This is a genomic window from Kitasatospora sp. Xyl93 (assembly GCF_055383135.1).
Map to the genome: position 1 here is coordinate 5905676 of NZ_AP029185.1, position 17628 is coordinate 5923303.

General features: G+C 72.4%; 13 protein-coding genes. 3 read left to right on the plus strand and 10 right to left on the minus strand.

Annotated elements, in window-relative coordinates:
• Nucleotides 1-22: 22 nt before the first annotated feature.
• The 9 genes from ACZ5GH_RS26130 to ACZ5GH_RS26170 form a co-directional block, all read right to left on the minus strand.
• Complete coding sequence (locus ACZ5GH_RS26130) at nucleotides 23-901, minus strand: CDP-alcohol phosphatidyltransferase family protein (protein ID WP_387758432.1); 879 nt, start codon at nucleotides 899-901, stop codon at nucleotides 23-25.
• The gene (locus ACZ5GH_RS26135) at nucleotides 888-1580 is read right to left on the minus strand and encodes a phosphatidylserine decarboxylase (RefSeq protein WP_049655656.1); all 693 of its coding nucleotides are present in this window, start codon (nucleotides 1578-1580) and stop codon (nucleotides 888-890) included. The genes ACZ5GH_RS26130 and ACZ5GH_RS26135 overlap by 14 nt, the downstream gene beginning before the upstream one ends.
• 489 nt (nucleotides 1581-2069) lie before the next feature.
• A complete protein-coding gene (locus ACZ5GH_RS26140; RefSeq protein ID WP_387758434.1) occupies nucleotides 2070-3272 on the minus strand; it encodes an acyl-CoA dehydrogenase family protein in 1203 nt (400 codons plus the stop codon).
• Nucleotides 3273-3446: 174 nt separating this feature from the next.
• Nucleotides 3447-3950, minus strand: a complete 504-nt coding sequence (locus tag ACZ5GH_RS26145) for a MaoC family dehydratase (RefSeq protein WP_387758436.1) — start codon at nucleotides 3948-3950, stop codon at nucleotides 3447-3449.
• Between the two features lie 2 nt (nucleotides 3951-3952).
• Entirely contained in the window at nucleotides 3953-4915 is a 963-nt protein-coding gene (locus ACZ5GH_RS26150) for an HpcH/HpaI aldolase/citrate lyase family protein (protein WP_387758438.1), read from the minus strand.
• A 27-nt stretch (nucleotides 4916-4942) separates the two neighbouring features.
• Nucleotides 4943-6988, minus strand: coding sequence for a protein meaA (locus ACZ5GH_RS26155; protein WP_387758440.1), 2046 nt, complete (start codon nucleotides 6986-6988; stop codon nucleotides 4943-4945).
• A 10-nt stretch (nucleotides 6989-6998) separates the two neighbouring features.
• The gene (gene ccrA / locus ACZ5GH_RS26160) at nucleotides 6999-8336 is read right to left on the minus strand and encodes a crotonyl-CoA carboxylase/reductase (RefSeq protein WP_464335382.1); all 1338 of its coding nucleotides are present in this window, start codon (nucleotides 8334-8336) and stop codon (nucleotides 6999-7001) included.
• 368 nt (nucleotides 8337-8704) lie between these two features.
• A complete protein-coding gene (locus ACZ5GH_RS26165) occupies nucleotides 8705-9628 on the minus strand; it encodes a TetR family transcriptional regulator (protein WP_387758443.1) in 924 nt (307 codons plus the stop codon).
• Nucleotides 9629-9831: 203 nt separating this feature from the next.
• Nucleotides 9832-11607 carry a 3-hydroxyacyl-CoA dehydrogenase family protein gene (locus ACZ5GH_RS26170; RefSeq protein WP_387758445.1) on the minus strand — a complete coding sequence of 592 codons (1776 nt, stop codon included), beginning with the start codon at nucleotides 11605-11607 and terminating at the stop codon, nucleotides 9832-9834.
• Nucleotides 11608-12174: 567 nt separating this feature from the next.
• Between ACZ5GH_RS26170 and ACZ5GH_RS26175 the strand changes: the two genes are divergently transcribed.
• The 3 genes from ACZ5GH_RS26175 to ACZ5GH_RS26185 all read left to right on the plus strand — a co-directional run bounded on the left by ACZ5GH_RS26175 (nucleotide 12175) and on the right by ACZ5GH_RS26185 (nucleotide 16516).
• Nucleotides 12175-13653: a type I glutamate--ammonia ligase gene (locus tag ACZ5GH_RS26175; protein WP_387758446.1), complete on the plus strand. Its 1479-nt coding sequence runs from the start codon at nucleotides 12175-12177 to the stop codon at nucleotides 13651-13653.
• Between the two features lie 3 nt (nucleotides 13654-13656).
• Nucleotides 13657-14775, plus strand: a complete 1119-nt coding sequence (locus ACZ5GH_RS26180) for an amidohydrolase family protein (protein ID WP_464335383.1) — start codon at nucleotides 13657-13659, stop codon at nucleotides 14773-14775.
• A 253-nt stretch (nucleotides 14776-15028) separates the two neighbouring features.
• Nucleotides 15029-16516 (plus strand): S8 family peptidase, encoded by a 1488-nt coding sequence (locus tag ACZ5GH_RS26185; protein WP_387758449.1) that lies wholly within the window; start codon nucleotides 15029-15031, stop codon nucleotides 16514-16516.
• A gap of 125 nt (nucleotides 16517-16641) precedes the next feature.
• Here the strand turns inward: ACZ5GH_RS26185 and ACZ5GH_RS26190 are convergent, their stop codons facing one another.
• Entirely contained in the window at nucleotides 16642-17541 is a 900-nt protein-coding gene (locus ACZ5GH_RS26190) for a HipA family kinase (protein ID WP_464335384.1), read from the minus strand.
• Between the last annotated feature and the right edge of the window lie 87 nt (nucleotides 17542-17628).

Genomic DNA, 17628 nt, shown 5'->3' on the forward strand with positions numbered 1-17628 from the left:
CGCCGTGCGACGGCTTCGGGGATCAGCCGATCCGCGACTCCGCCCGCCGGGCGCGGACGTCGCCGACCTTCTGGCCCACCTTCCGGCGGATGACCAGCAGCGGCGCCATCGCGGCGAGCGTGATCTGGGCGAACGCGCCGACGTGCATCAGCCTGTCGCCACCGGGCAGACCGGTGGCCCAGGCGGCCAGGCAGCCGATGGAGACCACGATCCAGCAGAGCGTGGCGGTGGCCAGCAGCCCCTGCGGCTTGGGGTACTCGATCCGGCTGACCATCAGGTACGCGGCGCCGAAGATGGCGAGCAGACCGGGCAGGAACGGCGGGTCGAGCAGCACGATGGCGATCACCGTCATCGCGCCCATCGGGCAGGGCATGCCCTGGAACACCCCCGGCCGCATCTTGACGGCCGAGAAGCGGGCCAGCCGCAGGACCACCGCGAGCAGCACCGTGATGGCGATGAGCGCGGACAGCTTGCTGTTGGAGCCCTGGGAGACCATGCCCCAGACCGCGACGAAGTAGGCCGGCGCGATGCCGAAGCTGATCAGGTCCGCCAGGTTGTCCAGTTCCGCTCCGAGGGCGGAGGAGCGCAGCTTGCGCGCCACCAGGCCGTCGAAGAGGTCGCACATCGAGCCGATCAGCAGCAGCGTGACCGCCGTGGCGGCGCTGTGCCGGTCCGGCGCCGCGTCCGGGTTGGTGATGTGCGGGACCAGGACCCCGGTGGTGATCGAGTAGATCGCCAGGAAGCCGCAGACGGCGTTCCCCAGGGTCAGGAAGTCGGCGGTGGACAGGTGTTGGGGAGAGCGCGGGGCGCGCAGCTCGCGGTCGCGCGCCCAGCGGCGGCGGCGCAGGGCCGTCTCCTCGTCGTCCAGGCCGACGATTGTCTCAGGTTCAGTCACGGTCAAGGCGCGTCACCCCGGCTGTGGTCTTCTGGCCGACCTCGACGCCGACCTCGACGCCGGCCGGCAGGTAGGTGTCGACCCGGGAGCCGAACCGGATCAGACCGATCCGGTCGCCCTGCTCGACCTTGGTTCCGGCGTCGACGTACGGCACGATGCGGCGGGCCACGGCCCCCGCGATCTGGACCATCTCGATGTCGCCGAGTTCGGTGTCGAAGTGCCAGACGACCCGCTCGTTCTGGTCGCTGTCCTTGTTGAACGCGGGGACGAAGCCGCCCGCGACGTGCTCGACCGACGTCACCGTGCCCGGCAGGGGCGCGCGGTTGACGTGGACGTTCAGCGGGCTCATGAAGATCGCGACCCGGGTGCGGCCGTCCGGCCAGGCGTCGATGCTCTGCACCACGCCGTCGGCGGGGGAGATCACTCTGCCCGTGCCGATCTCACGCTCGGGGTCGCGGAAGAACCACAGCATGCCGGCGCCGAGCGCGCAGGCGGGAACCGCCGCCAGGGCCCACTTGCCGCTGCGCCGGGTGAGGGCGGTGGTCACGGCGGCCGTGGCGAGGGTGGGGACGAACCAGGGGGTGGCTCCGCGCGCGATGGTCACGCGGGGTCGCCGACCGGCCGTCGGGGCTGCGAGGGCATCGCGGTCCGTGACGGAGGTGTGAGGGGACGGGCTGATGGGCATCGAAGACCTTTGTCGCGGGGGATCATGGCCGCTGGACGGGGGCCACCGCGGGATCGGTAATAGAGGGACGGCTTGCTGTCCCGGTGGATGCTATCGGGAGCACACGGTGGGTGGGCAACCCGCCTGCTCGTTCATGTGTCCGGTGGCGGCGCGTGTGCGCGTCCACTCCTACGACCGTAGCTCGACCCGGTCCGGTTCCCAAGGGACCGGACAGGGCTGGTGACTCTTGTCTCAACGGGTGCGCCGACGGAACCCGGCGGGGGAAACGGCCGTAGCGGCCGGAAGCGGGTGTGCGGAAGCGGCCGCAGGGCGCGTCCTTGCAGCTGTACGCCCTGCGGCCGCTTCCGGAGGGCCGTGCCGGACCGGGGCGGACCAGGCCCGGGCCCGTGACGGGGCACGGCGCTCCGCCGGGACGGGCCCGCACGCCCGTCGACCGGCGGTTCGAGGGGGCCGCCCGGCGACGTGTTCGGTCGGCGGGCGGCCCGGGGATCAGTCGGCGATCCGGTACTCCTCCAGGAGCCGGCGCCCGACGATCATCTTCTGGATCTCCGCAGTACCTTCACCGATGAGCAGCATCGGGGCCTCGCGGTAGAGGCGCTCGATCTCGTACTCCTTGGAGAAGCCGTAGCCGCCGTGGATGCGGAAGGCGTCCTCGACGACCTCCTTGCAGTACTCGGAGGCGAGGTACTTGGCCATGCCGGCCTCGAGGTCGTTGCGCTCGCCGCCGTCCTTCTTGCGGGCGGCCATCACCATCATCTGGTGGGCGGCCTCGACCTTGGTGGCCATCTCGGCGAGCTTGAACTGGATCGCCTGGTGCTCGGCGATCTTCTTGCCGAAGGTGGAGCGCTGCTGGGCGTAGGAGATGCCGAGTTCGAAGGCGCGGCGGGCGACGCCGCAGCCGCGGGCGGCGACGTTGACGCGGCCGACCTCGACGCCGTCCATCATCTGGTAGAAGCCGCGGCCGGGCACACCGCCGAGGACGCGGTCGGCCGGGACGCGGACGTCCTGGAGCACCAGCTCGGTGGTGTCGACGCCCTTGTAGCCCATCTTCTCGATCTTGCCGGGCACGGTCAGGCCGGGAACCCGGGGGTTCGGGCCGAAGCCGGCCTCCTTCTCGATCAGGAAGGTGGTCATGTTCTTGTACGGGGTGTCGCCGCCCTCGTCGGTCTTGCAGAGGACCGCGACCAGGGTGGAGGTGCCGCCGTTGGTGAGCCACATCTTCTGGCCGTTGAGGACGTAGGACTCGCCGTCCTTGACGCCCTTGGTGGAGATGGCCGAAACGTCGGAGCCCAGGCCCGGCTCGGACATCGAGAAGGCGCCGCGGATCTCGCCGGCCGCCATCCTGGGCAGGAAGTGGTCCTTCTGCTCCTGGGTGCCGTGGGCGTTGATCATGTGCGCCACGATGAAGTGGGTGTTCACGATGCCGGAGACCGACATCCAGCCGCGGGCGATCTCCTCGACCACCAGGGCGTAGGTGAGCAGCGACTCGCCGAGGCCGCCGTACTCCTCGGGGATGGTGAGGCCGAACAGGCCGAGCTGCTTCATGCCCTCCACGATGGCGGTCGGGTACTCGTCCTTGTGCTCCAGCTCGGTCGCGACCGGAATGATCTCCTTGTCGACGAAATCCCGCACGGTGGCGAGGATGTCCCGCTGGATCTCGGTGAGGCCGTCGGTCTGTGCGAGGCGTCCCATCGTGCGGCTCCGGAAGTCTGAAAGTGGCGGGGGGGGGGGGATTCTTCGGGGGCCCTGCCGGCGTGGCTGCGGCAGCAGGGCCCCCGACCGGGTGGGGGTCGGCCGATGACGGCGGCCTTCCCCTCCGGGGTCTGGAGAGGGGCCCCTATAAGAGGGGCCCGGTGAAGGGGAGGGTCAGGAGAGCGGGGTGGGACGGCCGGGCTGCTCGCCGCCGCGCTCCTGGGTGTACGTCGCGGTCGGCACCATCACCTTGCGGCGGAAGACGCAGACGACCGTGCCGTCCTGCTTGTACCCCTTGGTCTCGACGTACACGATGCCGCGGTCGTCCTTGGACTTGGACGGCCACTTGTCGAGCACGGTGGTCTCGCCGTAGACGGTGTCGCCGTGGAAGGTCGGCGCGACGTGGCGCAGCGACTCGATCTCCAGGTTGGCGATCGCCTTGCCGGAGACGTCCGGGACGGACATGCCGAGCAGCAGCGAGTAGACGTAGTTGCCCACCACGACGTTGCGGCCGAAGTCGGTCGTCTTCTCCGCGTAGTTGGTGTCCATGTGGAGCGGGTGGTGGTTCATGGTGAGCAGGCAGAAGAGGTGGTCGTCGTACTCGGTGACCGTCTTGCCGGGCCAGTGCTTGTAGACCGCGCCGACCTCGAACTCCTCGTAGGTGCGTCCGAACTGCATGGTCACGCCTCCGGGATCTCGAACTTGGTGGTGCGCTGCATGCCCGCGGCCCGGCCCTTGCCGGCGACGACCAGCGCCATCTTGCGGCTGGCCTCGTCGATCATCTCGTCGCCGAGCATCGCGGAGCCCTTGGCGCCGCCCGCCTCGGAGGTGCAGTAGTCGTACGCGTCGAGGATCAGCTCGGCGTGGTCGTAGTCCTCCTGCGAGGGCGAGTAGATCTCGTTCGCGGCGGCGACCTGGTCCGGGTGGAGCACCCACTTGCCGTCGAAGCCGAGCGCGGCCGAGCGGCGGGCGACCTCGCGGTAGCCCTCCTGGTTGCGGATCTGGAGGTACGGGCCGTCGATCGCCTGGAGGTCGTTGGCGCGGGCGGCCATCAGGATGCGCATCAGGATGTAGTGGTAGGCGTCGGCGTCGTAGCCGGGCGGCTGCTCGCCGACCACCAGCGACTTCATGTTGATGGAGGCCATGAAGTCGGCGGGGCCGAAGATGATGGTCTCCAGCCGGGGCGAGGCCTCGGCGATGGCGTCGACGTTGATCAGGCCCTTGGCGTTCTCGATCTGCGCCTCGATGCCGATCCTGCCGACCTCGAAGCCCATGGTCTTCTCGATCTGGGTGAGCAGCAGGTCGAGCGCCCTGACCTGCTCGGCGTCCTGCACCTTGGGCAGCATGATGCAGTCGAGGTTGGGGCCGGCACCCTCGACCACGGTGATCACGTCGCGGTAGGTCCAGTGGGTGGTCCAGTCGTTGACGCGCACGACGCGGGTCTTGTCGCCCCAGTCGCCGTTGTTGAGGGCGTCGACGATGTTGTGGCGCGCGCTCTCCTTGACCAGCGGGGCGCAGGCGTCCTCCAGGTCCAGGAAGACCTGGTCGGCCGGGAGGCCCTGGGCCTTCTCCAGGAAGCGCGGGTTGCTGCCCGGTACGGCGAGGCAGGAGCGGCGCGGGCGCAGGCGGTTGACAGCAGTCATGAGGGTCTTTCGGTTCCTTCCCAGTGGTCAGCTGGTCAGCTGGTCAGTCGTGGCCGCGGTCGGTGCGGGCGTCCACGGCTGGAGCTTGTTGGCCAGCCGGATCTCGTCCACGATCCGGCCGATGATGGTCGTGATCCCGAAGTCCTTCGGGGTGAACACGGCGGCGACGCCCGCGGCCCTGAGGGCCTCGCCGTCCGCCGCCGGGATGATGCCACCCACGATCACCGGGACATCCTCCACCCCGGCGCGGCGCAGCCGCTTCAGGACGTCGGGTACCAGCTCGCCGTGCGCGCCGGAGAGGATCGACAGGCCCACGCAGTGCACGTCCTCCGCGACGGCGGCGGAGACGATCTGCTCCGGGGTCAGCCGGATGCCCTGGTAGACCACCTCGAACCCGGCGTCGCGGGCCCGGACGGCGATCTGCTCGGCACCGTTGGAGTGCCCGTCCAGGCCGGGCTTGCCGACCAGCAGGCGCAGCTTGCCGGCGCCCAGCTCCTCGGCGGTGGCGGCGACCGCGGCGCGGACCTGCTCCAGCTCGCCGCCGGGCTCGGCGGCCACCGCGACGGGGGCGCCGCCGACGCCGGTGGGCGCGCGGTACTCGCCGAAGACCTCGCGCAGGGCGAAGGCCCACTCGCCGGTGGTGACCCCGGCCCGGGCGCAGGCGAGGGTGGCCGGCATCAGGTTGGCCTCGGTGGCGGCGACGGCCTTGAGCCCGGCCAGCGCCTCCTGGGCGGCGGCCTCGTCGCGCTCGGCGCGCCAGGCCTCCAGGGCGGCGAGCACGGACTGCTCGGAGGCCGGGTCGACCACCATGATCGCGGTGTCGAGGTCGGCCGTGAGCGGGCTCTCCTCGGTGGTGTCGAAGCAGTTGACGCCGACGATCCGGTCCTCGCCGGACTCGATCCGGGCCCGGCGGGCGGCGTGCGAGGCGACCAGGTTGGACTTCAGGTAGCCGGACTCGACGGCCGGGATCACCCCGCCCATCTCCAGCACCTTGTCGATCTCGGCCTCGGCGCCGGCCAGCAGCTCGGCGGTCTTGGCCTCGATCACCTGGGAGCCGTTGAAGATGTCGCCGTACTCCAGCAGGTCCGACTCGTAGGCCAGCACCTGCTGGATGCGCAGCGACCACTGCTGGTCCCAGGGCCTGGGCAGGCCGAGCGCCTCGTTCCAGGCGGGCAGCTGGACGGCCCGCGCGCGGGCGTCCTTGGAGAGGGTGACGGCCAGCATCTCCAGGACGATCCGCTGGACGTTGTTCTCCGGCTGCGCCTCGGTCAGGCCGAGCGAGTTGACCTGGACGCCGTACCGGAAGCGGCGCTGCTTGGGGTCGGTGACGCCGTAGCGCTCCAGGGTGACCTTCTCCCACAGCCGGGCGAAGGCGCGCATCTTGCACATCTCCTCGACGAAGCGCACGCCGGCGTTGACGAAGAAGGAGATCCGGGCGACCACCTCGCCCATCCGCTCGGCCGGCACCTGGCCGGAGTCGCGCACGGCGTCGAGCACCGAGATGGCGGTGCACATCGCGTAGGCGATCTCCTGGACGGGCGTCGCCCCGGCCTCCTGCAGGTGGTAGCTGCAGATGTTGATCGGGTTCCACTTGGGGATGCTGCCGACCGTGTAGGCGATCATGTCGGTGATCAGCCGCACCGACGGGCCGGGCGGGAAGACGTGCGTCCCGCGCGACAGGTACTCCTTGACGATGTCGTTCTGGGTGGTGCCGGTGAGCTTGGCGACGTCCGCGCCCTGCTCCTCGGCGACCACCTGGTAGAGCGCCAGCAGCCACATCGCGGTGGCGTTGATCGTCATGGACGTGTTGGTCCGTTCGAGCGGGATGCCGTCGAACAGGGTGCGCATGTCGCCGACGTGGCCCACCGGGACGCCGACCCGGCCGACCTCGCCGCGGGCGAGGACGTGGTCGGAGTCGTAGCCGGTCTGGGTCGGCAGGTCGAAGGCGACGGACAGGCCGGTCTGGCCCTTCGCCAGGTTCCGCCGGTAGAGCGCGTTGGAGTCGCTCGCGGTGGAGTGGCCGGCGTAGGTGCGCATCAGCCAGGGCCGGTCGCGCTTCTGAGGCTCAGTCATCGGACCCGTCTCACACGTTGCGGAAGCGGTTGATGGCGGGCAGGTGCTTCTCCCGCAGCTCGTGGTCGGTGACGCCGAGGCCCTCCTCGGGCGCCAGGCAGAGCACGCCGACCTTGCCCTGGTGCTTGTTGTGGTGCACGTCCAGGGCGGCCTGGCCGGTCTCCTCCAGGGAGTAGACCTTGGACAGGGTCGGGTGGATCCTGCCCTTGGCGATCAGGCGGTTGGCCTCGAAGGCCTCGCGGTAGTTGGCGAAGTGCGAGCCGACGATCCGCTTGAGCGACATCCACAGGTACCGGTTGTCGTACTGGTGCATGTAGCCGGAGGTGGAGGCGCAGGTGACGATGGTGCCGCCCTTGCGGGTGACGTACACCGATGCGCCGAAGGTCTCCCGGCCCGGGTGCTCGAAGACGATGTCCACGTCCTCGCCGCCGGTGAACTCGCGGATCTTCGAGCCCAGGCGCTTCCACTCGCGCGGGTCCTGGTTGTTCTCGTCCTTCCAGAACCGGTAGCCCTCCGCCGAGCGGTCGATGATCGCCTCGGCGCCCATGGCGCGGCAGATCTCGGCCTTCTGGTCGCTGGAGACCACGCAGATCGGGGTGGCGCCGCCGGCCAGGGCGTACTGGGTGGCGTACGAGCCGAGGCCGCCGCTGGCGCCCCAGATCAGCACGTTGTCGCCCTGCTTCATGCCGGCGCCGTTGCGCGAGACCAGCTGGCGGTAGGCGGTGGAGTTGACCAGGCCGGGGGAGGCGGCCTCCTCCCAGCTGAGGTGCCTCGGCTTGGGCAGCAACTGGTTGGTCTTCACCAGGGCCAGCTGGGCCAGGCCGCCGAAGTTGGTCTCGAAGCCCCAGATGCGCTGCTCCGGGTCCATCATCGTGTCGTTGTGGCCCTCGGGGGACTCCAGCTCGACCGAGAGGCAGTGCGCGACGACCTCGTCGCCGGGCTTCCAGGCGTTGACCCCGGCGCCGGTGCGCAGCACCACGCCGGCGAGGTCGGAGCCGAGGACGTGGTACGGCAGGTCGTGGCGCTTGGTGAGCGGCGACAGCTGGCCGTAGCGCTCCAGGAAGCCGAAGGTGGAGACCGGCTCGAAGATCGAGCTCCACACGGTGTTGTAGTTCACCGAGCTGGCCATGACGGCGACCAGGGCCTCGCCCGGGCCCAGTTCGGGCAGGGCGATGTCGTCGAGGTGAAGGGACTTGCGGGGGTCCTTGTCGCGGCTGTCGAGGCCGGCGAACATCTGCTCCTCGTCCTTGTGGAGCGTCACCGCCCGGTAGGACTCGGGGAGCTTGAGCGCCGCGAAGTCCGCCGACGTGCTGTCGGTGCTGAGGATCGCGTCGAGGATTTCCTGCATGGCTGCCTCCGAAGGCGTACCTGTGTGAGGGGCACAGGGCGTCTGGGGGAGCCGGGAGCGGACACCGGCTTCGCTGAGGTGGGTGGTGGGTGGGTCAGGCTGGGTGCCCGGGGTGGACCGGGCCTGCTGGCTCTGCTCCCGGGGTGTGGGAGCGCCGGACGACGGCGCGCCGAGGTGGGGAGCCGCGGCGCCGCGACCGGTGGGTAACAAGGTAGTGGCACCCTGTGCCACTCGTAAAGACACCGGGTGTCACGAATTCGGACGGCCTCCGGGGTCGCTCGACGCGCGTTGCGCGGGCATGCGAAGGGCCCGCGCCGACTGCTCGGCGCGGGCCCTCGACACTGCTCTGACCTGCGTAAACGTTGCCGCTATGACTCCCGGGCGCCACTCAGCGCGGCCCGGATGCTGTCCACCACGACCTCCAGCGGAGCGTCCGTCCGGGCGACTGTGATGAGTACCTCACCTCCGGGACTGGCACTCAGTGCGCTCTCCGCCCCGGTGTCCCCGGGGGTCCCGTTGGCACCCGGTGCCACCACCGATCCCCGGCGTCTGGCACCCGGTGCGCTGGCGGCCCAGAAGGTCCGCCGGATCACCTCGAAGGAGTGGTCCAGCTGCGCCTCGACGTCGCCCCGGCCGCCGGCCCGCAGCCAGCGCCGCAGCACGTGGTTGTGCGCCGCGACCACCGCCGCCGCCGAGACCTCGGCCAGCATCGAGTCGTCCTCGCCGCCGCGCTGCCAGCCGGACGGGATGGACTCGCCGGTGTCGAAGCGCCCCAGCAGGTAGCGGGTGAACAGCCGCTCGTAACGGGCCACCACGGCGATCTCCCGCTCGCGCAGCGCCGGGACCTGGCGGATCAGCTGGTACCGCGCGACCGACACCCCCGGGGTGGAGGCGTACATCCGCAGCACCTCCTTGATGCCGCGGCAGACCACGTCCAGCGGGTGCTCCTCCGGCTCGGCACTGGCCAGCAGGTCGGCCACCCGCACCAGGGTGTCGTCGTGGTCCGGGAAGATCGCCTCCTCCTTGGACCGGAAGTACCGGAAGAAGGTGCGCCGGGCCACCCCGGCGGCGGCCGCGATCTGGTCGACCGTGGTCTCCTCGTAGCCCTGCGAGGCGAACAGCTCCATCGCGGCCGTGGCCAGGTCCTGGCGCATCTGCTGGCGCTGCGCCGCCGCCCGGCGGCTGCCCGGCCCGCCCTCCGGTCCGGTGCCCCCGGTCGAGGGGGCGGTCCGGTCGGTGCCGCCGTGCGGCCCGGCGGGGTGCTGCGGGGAGGTTGACTGAACCCGATCCATGTCCGGAACGCTACACGGCCCGGACGGAGCGGCCGCGGCCCTTCCCCGCCGCACCGGCGCGACCGGGCCGGTCACGGCCGGGCGGGGCCAGCGGGAGGACACCGTCCCGGGGCTCCAGCCGGGGCGCGTGGAGGCCGCGGAGGGCGCGGAGCCGTACGGCGGGGCGCCGTTCCCGGCGGCCGTGCCACCGGCCTGCGGCGTGGTCACCGGCGCGCGTGGTCGCGGAAGCCGCGGCCGGTCTTGCGGCCCAGGCAGCCCGCCGCGACCAGGTGCTCCAGCAGCGGCGCGGCGGCCAGGCCGGGCTCGCGGAACTCCTGGTGCAGCACCTGCTCGATGGTCAGCGAGACGTCCAGGCCGACCACGTCCAGCAGCTCGAACGGGCCCATCGGGTAGCCGCAGCCGAGCTTCATCGCGGTGTCGATGTCGTCCACCGTCGCGTAGTGCTCCTGAAGCATCCGCACCGCGTCGTTCAGGTACGGGAAGAGCAGCGCGTTGACGATGAAGCCGGCCCGGTCGCCGCACTCCACGGGGTGCTTGCGGACCTTGGCGGTCAGCTCCAGCACGGTCGCGGTGACGTCCGGCGCGGTCAGCACCGTGGAGACCACCTCGACCAGCTTCATCGCCGGGGCCGGGTTGAAGAAGTGCATGCCGATCACGTCCTGCGGCCGCGAGGTGGCGGTCGCGCAGCTGATCACCGGCAGCGAGGAGGTGGTGGTGGCGAGCACCGCGCCCGGCCTGACGATCTTGTCCAGGGTGGCGAAGAGCTCCCGCTTGACCGCCAGGTCCTCGGCGACCGCCTCGACCACCAGGTCCACCTCGGCCAGCTCGGCGTACTGGCCGACCGGGGTCACCAGCGCCAGCGCGGCGTCCCGCGCCTCGGCGGACAGCCGGCCCTTGGCCACCGAGCGCTCCAGCGACTTCGCCAGCTGCGCCTTGGCCCGCTCGGCCTTCTCCTGGCTGCGGGCGGCCAGCAGCACCGGGTGCCCGGCCTTGGCGAACACCTCGGCGATGCCGGTGGCCATCGTCCCCGAGCCGCAGACGCCGACGGTGCGCACCTCCCGGCCCGGCACCTTCGGCAGGGCCGGCCCGGTGGCCGCGTCCACGGCCCGGGAGGAGCCCGGCGCCTCGTAGGTGTAGAAGCCGCGGCCGGTCTTGCGGCCCAGCAGCCCGGCCGCGACCAGCTGGCCGAGGATCGGGGCGGGGGCGTGCAGCCGGTCCCGGGACTGCTCGTACATCGCCTCCAGCACGGTGCGGGCGGTGTCGACGCCGATCAGGTCGAGCAGCGCCAGCGGGCCCATCGGCAGGCCGCAGCCGAGCCGCATCGCGGCGTCGATGTCCTCCCGCGAGGCGTACTTGGACTCGTACATCGCGGCGGCCTGGTTCAGGTAGGCGAACAGCAGGCCGTTGACCACGAAGCCGGCCCGGTCGCCGGCCGCCACCGGCTCCTTGCCGAGGTCCCGGGCGAAGGCGGCGGCGTCCTCGGCCGTCCGCGGCGAGGTCAGCACGGTGCGGACCACCTCGACCAGCTTCATGCTGTGCACCGGGTTGAAGAAGTGCAGGCCGAGCACCCGCTCCGGGCGGGCGGTCGCGGCGGCGATCCGGGTCACCGAGAGCGCGGTGGTGCCGGTGGCCAGCACGGTGGTCTCCGGGCAGATCCGGTCCAGCTCGGCGAAGACCTCCCGCTTCAGCTCCAGCTGCTCGGGCACCTCCTCGATCACCAGGTCCGCGTCCGCGGCGGCGGCCAGCTCGTGGCCGACCGAGAGCCGGGCCAGCAGCCCGGCGCGCTCCTCGGCGGTCAGCCGCTCCCGGTCCACGGCGTGCGCGGTGGCCTCCTCGATCCGGGCCAGCGCCCGGGCGGCCGAGTCCTCGGTGGCCTCGATGCCGATCACCCGGCGGCCGCTCTTGGCGACCGCCACGGCGACGCCGGCACCCATCGTGCCGAGGCCGACGACGGCGACAGTGGGGAAGGGACGCTCCATCTGTCCTGACTCCTAGTCATGAAGGGCCCGCGCGTGCTCCGGCGGGCACGCCGCCGCGCCCGTACGCCGGGGGCGGCCGCCGCCGGAGGAGGGTCCACGCGCGGGGGCTGGGGAGATGACGGGTGCGGCGCATCGGGCAGCGGCCGGTCCGCTCCGGCCGAACTGCGGATGTGCCGTGGTGCTCAGGCGCTCGAAGGTGAAGGAAGCGACTCTGATACGAGGAGGAGACCCGGCCCGCCGCGGTCCGCGGCACCTGCCGGTGAAGAGCGCACCGCGCGGGCGCCGGAGAAACGGCGACCGCGGCCTGCCGCCGGTGCGGCTCCCGAAGCCCGGCGGTGGTGCGTGTCCGGCCACTGTAGCGAAGCTACTCGCGAGTAGGAAGGGGGCGGAGGCGAAAACCCGCCACCGCCTGCCCTCGCACGCGGACGCCGACCACCTGGAGCGGACCGCGCGGCGGAGCCGGCCGCCGGGTTCGCCCCGAACGGGTGAACGGGTGAACAGGGCTGCCAATAGGACCACCCGATAGGGGAGTTACCCGACCGTGACCGGCGGGGCAGCATGGGAGGCATGACCCCCGGAACCGCCTCCGCCGGCCCCGCCGCGCCCGATCCCACCGCTCCCGGTCCCGCCGAGCCGCCCGTCAGCGCCGACCGGCTCGCCGCCGCCGCGGCGGCGGCCGTCGCGCTGCCCTCGCGCGCCGAGCGGGCCGAGCGGGCCGGGGAGGTGGCCGACCGGCTGCGCACCGAGGCCGTCGAGGCGGTGGCCGTCACCTGGGTGGACAACGCCGGCGTCACCCGGGTCAAGGCCGTGCCGCTCGGCGGCCTGGCGCACGCCGCGCAGTGGGGCGTCGGCACCGCGCCCTGCTTCGACGTGTTCCTCGCCGACGACACGATCACCACCAGCCCGATCATCGGCGGCCCCACCGGGGACCTCAGGCTCTACCCGGACCTCGACCGGGTCGTCCCGCTGGCCGCCCAGCCCGGCTGGGCCTGGGCCCCGGGGGACAGGTACACCCAGGCCGGCGGCTCGCACCCGGGCTGCCAACGGCTGTTCGCCCGCCGGGCCCAGGCCGTGGCGGCCGCGCGCGGGCTGAGCCTCAAGGCCGGCATCGAGGTCGAGTGGACGGTCGCCCTGGCCGGCACCCCGCAGGATGAGCCGCGGTACCCGACGCACGGCCCGGCGTACGGGATGCACCGGGTCACCGACCTCTCCGACTACCTGCGCGACGTCCTCACCGCCCTCGGCAGGCAGGGGCTGGGCGTCCTCCAGATCCACCCCGAGTACGCCCCGGGCCAGTTCGAGGTCTCGGTCGCCCCCGAGGGCCCGGTCGCCGCCGCCGACACCTCCGTCCTGGTCCGGCACACCGTCCGGGCCGTCTCCGCCCGGCACGGCCTGCGGGCCTCCTTCGCCCCGGTGGTCGAGACTGGCGTCGTCGGCAACGGTGGGCACCTGCACGTCAGCCTCTGGCGGGACGGCCGCAACCTCGGCCACGGCGGCCCCGGCCCGCACGGCCTGACCGCCGAGGCCGAGGGTTTCCTCGCCGGGGTGCTCGACGCGCTGCCCGAACTGCTGGTGCTGGGCTGCTCCAGCCCGGCCGGGTACCTGCGGCTGGTGCCCTCGCACTGGGCCGGCGCCTACCAGTGCTGGGGCCTGGAGAACCGCGAGGCCGCGCTGCGCCTGGTGACCGGCTCCACCGGGGAGCGGGCCGCCACCGCCAACGCCGAGGTCAAGTGCTTCGACGCGAGCGCCAACCCGTACCTGGCGGTCGGCGGGGTGATCGCGGCCGGCCTCGCCGGGCTGGACCAACGCCGAGCCCTCCCACCGGAGTTCACCGGGGATCCGGCGGCCGCCGAGCCCGGTACGGTGCCCCGGCTGCCGACCGGCCCGGCCGAGGCGATCGCCGCGTACGAGCGCTCCGCGGTGCTGCGCGAGGCGCTCGGCGAGCCGCTCTACCAGGCGGTGCTGGCGGTGCGCCGGGCGGAGCGGGAGCAGTACGCGGCCGTCACGCCCGAGGAGCTGGTCGCGGCCACCCGCTGGCGGTACTGAGCGGTGGCCCGGCCGCAGGGCCCCGCGCTGGTCGACCACCACTGCCACAGCGTGGTGGCGGCCGAGCTCACCGACGACGCCCTGGCCGGGCTGCTCACCGAGTCCGACCGCCCGCCCGCGCCCGGCTGCTCGCCCTTCGACAGCGCGCTGGGCCTGGCGGTGCGGCGCTGGTGCCCGCCCGTGCTCGGCCTGCCGGCGCACGCCCCGGCCGCCGACTACCTGGCCCGGCGGCGGGAGTTGGGCGCGGCCGAGGCCGCCGGGCGGCTGCTGGCGGCGGCCGGGCTGGACACCTGCCTGGTGGACACCGGGCTGACCACCGCCGCGGGCCACCCGCTGCTGCCGCCCGCCGAACTGGCCGAGGCCACCGGCGCCTCGGTGCGCGAGGTGGTCCGGTCCGAGTCGGTCGCCGAGACGGTGGCGTGCGGCGCCGCGGACTGGCCGCGGGCCGTCGCGCAGGCGCTCGGGTCGGCCGCCGCCGGGGCCGTCGCGGTCAAGTCGGTGCTCGCCTACCGGCACGGCCTGGCCGCGCCCGCCGAACGCCCCGCCACCGCGGCCGTGGTGGCCGCGGCCGGTGCCCACCTGCGCGCCGGGCGGGTCCGGCTGACCGACCCGGTCCTGCTGCACCACCTGCTCTGGACGGCCGTGGACGTCTGCGCCGAGCTCGGCCTGCCGCTCCAACTCCACACCGGCTTCGGCGATCCGGACCTCACCCTGCACCGGGCCGACCCGTCGCTGCTGACGGACTTCGTGCGGGCCGCCGAGCCCAGCGGCGTCCCGCTGGTGCTGCTGCACGGCTACCCGTACCACCGGCAGGCCGCCTGGCTGGCCCAGGCCTTCCCGACGGTGTACACCGACCTCGGGCTGACCGCCTCCTACACCGGGCCGCGGGCGGCCGCGGTGCTGGGCGAGATGCTGGAGTTGGCCCCGTTCGGGAAAATGCTGTTCTCCACCGACGCCTACGGCCTGCCCGAACTGTATTTGGTGGGCACCTGTCAGTTCCGGTACGGACTGGGTGCGCTGCTCGCGGCCTGGCGGGCCGACGGAGCCTGTTCCGCGGCCGACGCCGAGCGGCTGACGCGGTCGGTCGCGGCCGACAACGCCCGTCGGCTGTACGCGTTGTAGGGATGCGATCAGTGCTGGTGGCCGATGTCGTGACGGGTGTGGCCGCACGTCGGCGAACCATCACTTTTTAACACTCTTGACCTCTGTTTCCTGTGTTGGGGCCGGTTGTCCGTAGGCCCTGTTCCTGGTCACGATGTGACGATTAGATGACTACCCCTTGCGCTTATAACCAAATATTCATTAGCGTCCCGGTCATTCCCAAGCGCACCTGCCCATCGCAGCTGCCGCCTGACGAGCCGGGAGGCCAACCCTCATGCGTGTTCCTCGGATCAGTCGTACCCGGTACGCGGCGGTGGGCGTCGTACTCGCCACCGCCGGCGCCCTCGCGCTGCCGGCCGGTACCGCTGTCGCGGCCCCCACGGCCGACTCGACGACCGGTCCGCTGCTGAGCTACGTCGTCAACACCAAGGCCAACCACGGCCAGGTGCAGAAGGTCGAGAAGGCCATCGCCGGCCTCGGCGGCACGGTGGTCCAGTCGTACGAGCAGGTCGGCGTCGTGGTCGCCCGCTCCAACGACACCAAGTTCGCCGAGAAGCTGCGCCTGGCCAAGGGCGTCGACTCGGTCGGCGCCAGCCGCACCAAGGGCATCCAGGCCTCCGACCAGGGCAAGGCCGAGGTCGCCACCGACTCGGCCGCCGTGGCCGCCGCCCCGGGTGAGGACCCGGACGAGGCCTACCAGTGGGACATGCGGCAGATCGGCGCCGACAAGGCGCACAAGATCTCGCTCGGCAGCCGCAACGTCACCGTCGGCGTGCTGGACTCCGGCATCGACGCCACCCACGAGGACCTGGCCGCCAACGTGGACGCCTCGCAGTCGGTCTCCTGCCTCGACGGCAAGACGAACACCGACTGGAAGGCCTGGCAGCCGACCACCAGCGACCACGGCACCCACGTGGCCGGCACCATCGCCGCCGCCAAGAACGGCAAGGGCATCGTCGGCGTCGCGCCGAACGTGAAGCTGGCCGCCGTCAAGGTCGTCGACGACGGCGGGTTCATCTACCCGGAGAACGCGGTCTGCGGCTTCGTCTGGGCCGGCGAGCACGGCTTCAAGGTGACGAACAACAGCTACTTCGTCGACCCGTGGATGTTCAACTGCAAGACGGACAAGGACCAGGCCGCGATCTCGGAGGCCGTCCGCAAGGCCGTCGCCTTCTCGCAGCGCAAGGGCGTCCTCAACGTCGCCGCCGCGGGCAACGAGAACATCGACCTGGCGCACAAGACCGTCGACGTGGCCAGCCCGGACGACACCACCCCCACCACCCGCCCGGTCACCAACGACTGCCTGTCGCTGCCGACCGAGCTGCCCGGTGTGGTCGCCGTCTCCGCGGTCGGCTCCGACGGCGTCAAGGCGTACTACTCCAGCTACGGCAAGGGCGTCGTGTCCGTCACCGCCCCGGGTGGCGACCGCCGCTTCCAGTTCCCGAACACCCCGGACAAGGACGGCCGCATCCGGTCCACCATTCCCGGTGGCAAGTACGGCTACATGCAGGGCACCTCGATGGCCACCCCGCACGTCGCCGGCGTGGCCGCGCTGCTCGCCAGCACCTTCCCGTGGGCCAGCCCGGACGAGCTGACCGAGCTGCTGACCACCCACGCCGAGTCCGTCCCGTGCCCGACCGGCGAGTTCAACCCGGGCGGTGCCGGCACCTGGAAGGCCACCTGCGAGGGCGGCGCCGACGACAACGGCTTCTACGGCGCGGGCCTGGTCAACGCCGAGAAGGCGGTCCAGTGGTGGCGCTGACGCGCTGACCGCGGACAGCTCTGAACAGTAGAACCGGGGAGCGGGCCCAGTGGGTCCGCTCCCCGGTCGCGTTCCCGCACCGAAGGCCCGCGGCGGCCTCCGCCCCCGCACGCCGGCCGGCCCGGTCAGTCCTCGTCGAAGTGGTGCTCCCAGACCGTCTCCACCGACGGCTTGCCGTGCAGGTCCGGCACCTCCTGCAGCCAGGCCGGCCGCCCCGCCCGGGTCCGGGCCGCCCGGCGCCGCTCCGCCTCGCGCAGCTGCTCGGGCGTGGCGAAGCCCTCCGGCAGCCACTCCTCGGAGAGCACCACCCGGGCGGCCAGGTGGGTGACGTAGGCGTGCCGGACGGCGTCCACCGAGTCGAAGCCGGGCTCGTCGGCCAGCCACTCGTCCGGGACCAGCGCCACCACCTCCTCCAGCAGCGGCACGGTGACCAGCGGTCCGAGCTCCTCGTCGGCCAGCCGGACGTCCGGGGCCGAGCCGCCGAGCGCGTGCGCGCTGAGGTCGTACCGCCTGCCGACCGACGCCTCGGCGCCGGCCCAGCGGTGGTGGAAGATCAGCGCGGCGCCGTTGTCGATCAGCCAGAGCCGCCCGTGCCAGACCACCAGGTTGGGGTTGTGCACGGTGCGGTCGACGTTGCCGGTCAGGGCGTCCAGCCAGACCACCCGGCCGGCCTCGGCGGAGTCCACCGCGATCATCCCCGGCCGGAAGTCCCGCGCGCCGGGCAGCAGGTCCATCCCGAGGTTCAGCCCCGCGCTGGCCTTGAGCATGTCCTGGATCTCGGTGTCCGGCTCGTCCGCGGCGACGACCGGGTCGAAGTCCACCAGCCGCAGCTCCGGCACCCGCAGGCCCAGCCGCCGGGCCAGCTCGCCGACGATCACCTCGGCGATCAGCGCCTTGCGGCCCTGCGCGGCCCCGGTGAACTTGACCACGTACGTTCCCAGGTCGTCGGTCTCCACCACGCCGGGGACGGAGCCGCCGGCGCGCAGCGGGTCGACGTAGCGCACAGCAGTCACCAGATCGAGCACACCGGCCACCCTATCCCGGCGCGTCGCGGGCGTGAGCCTGTGATTGGCTTGCCGGACAGAGCGGTTCCCACCGGACGAGGAGAGCAA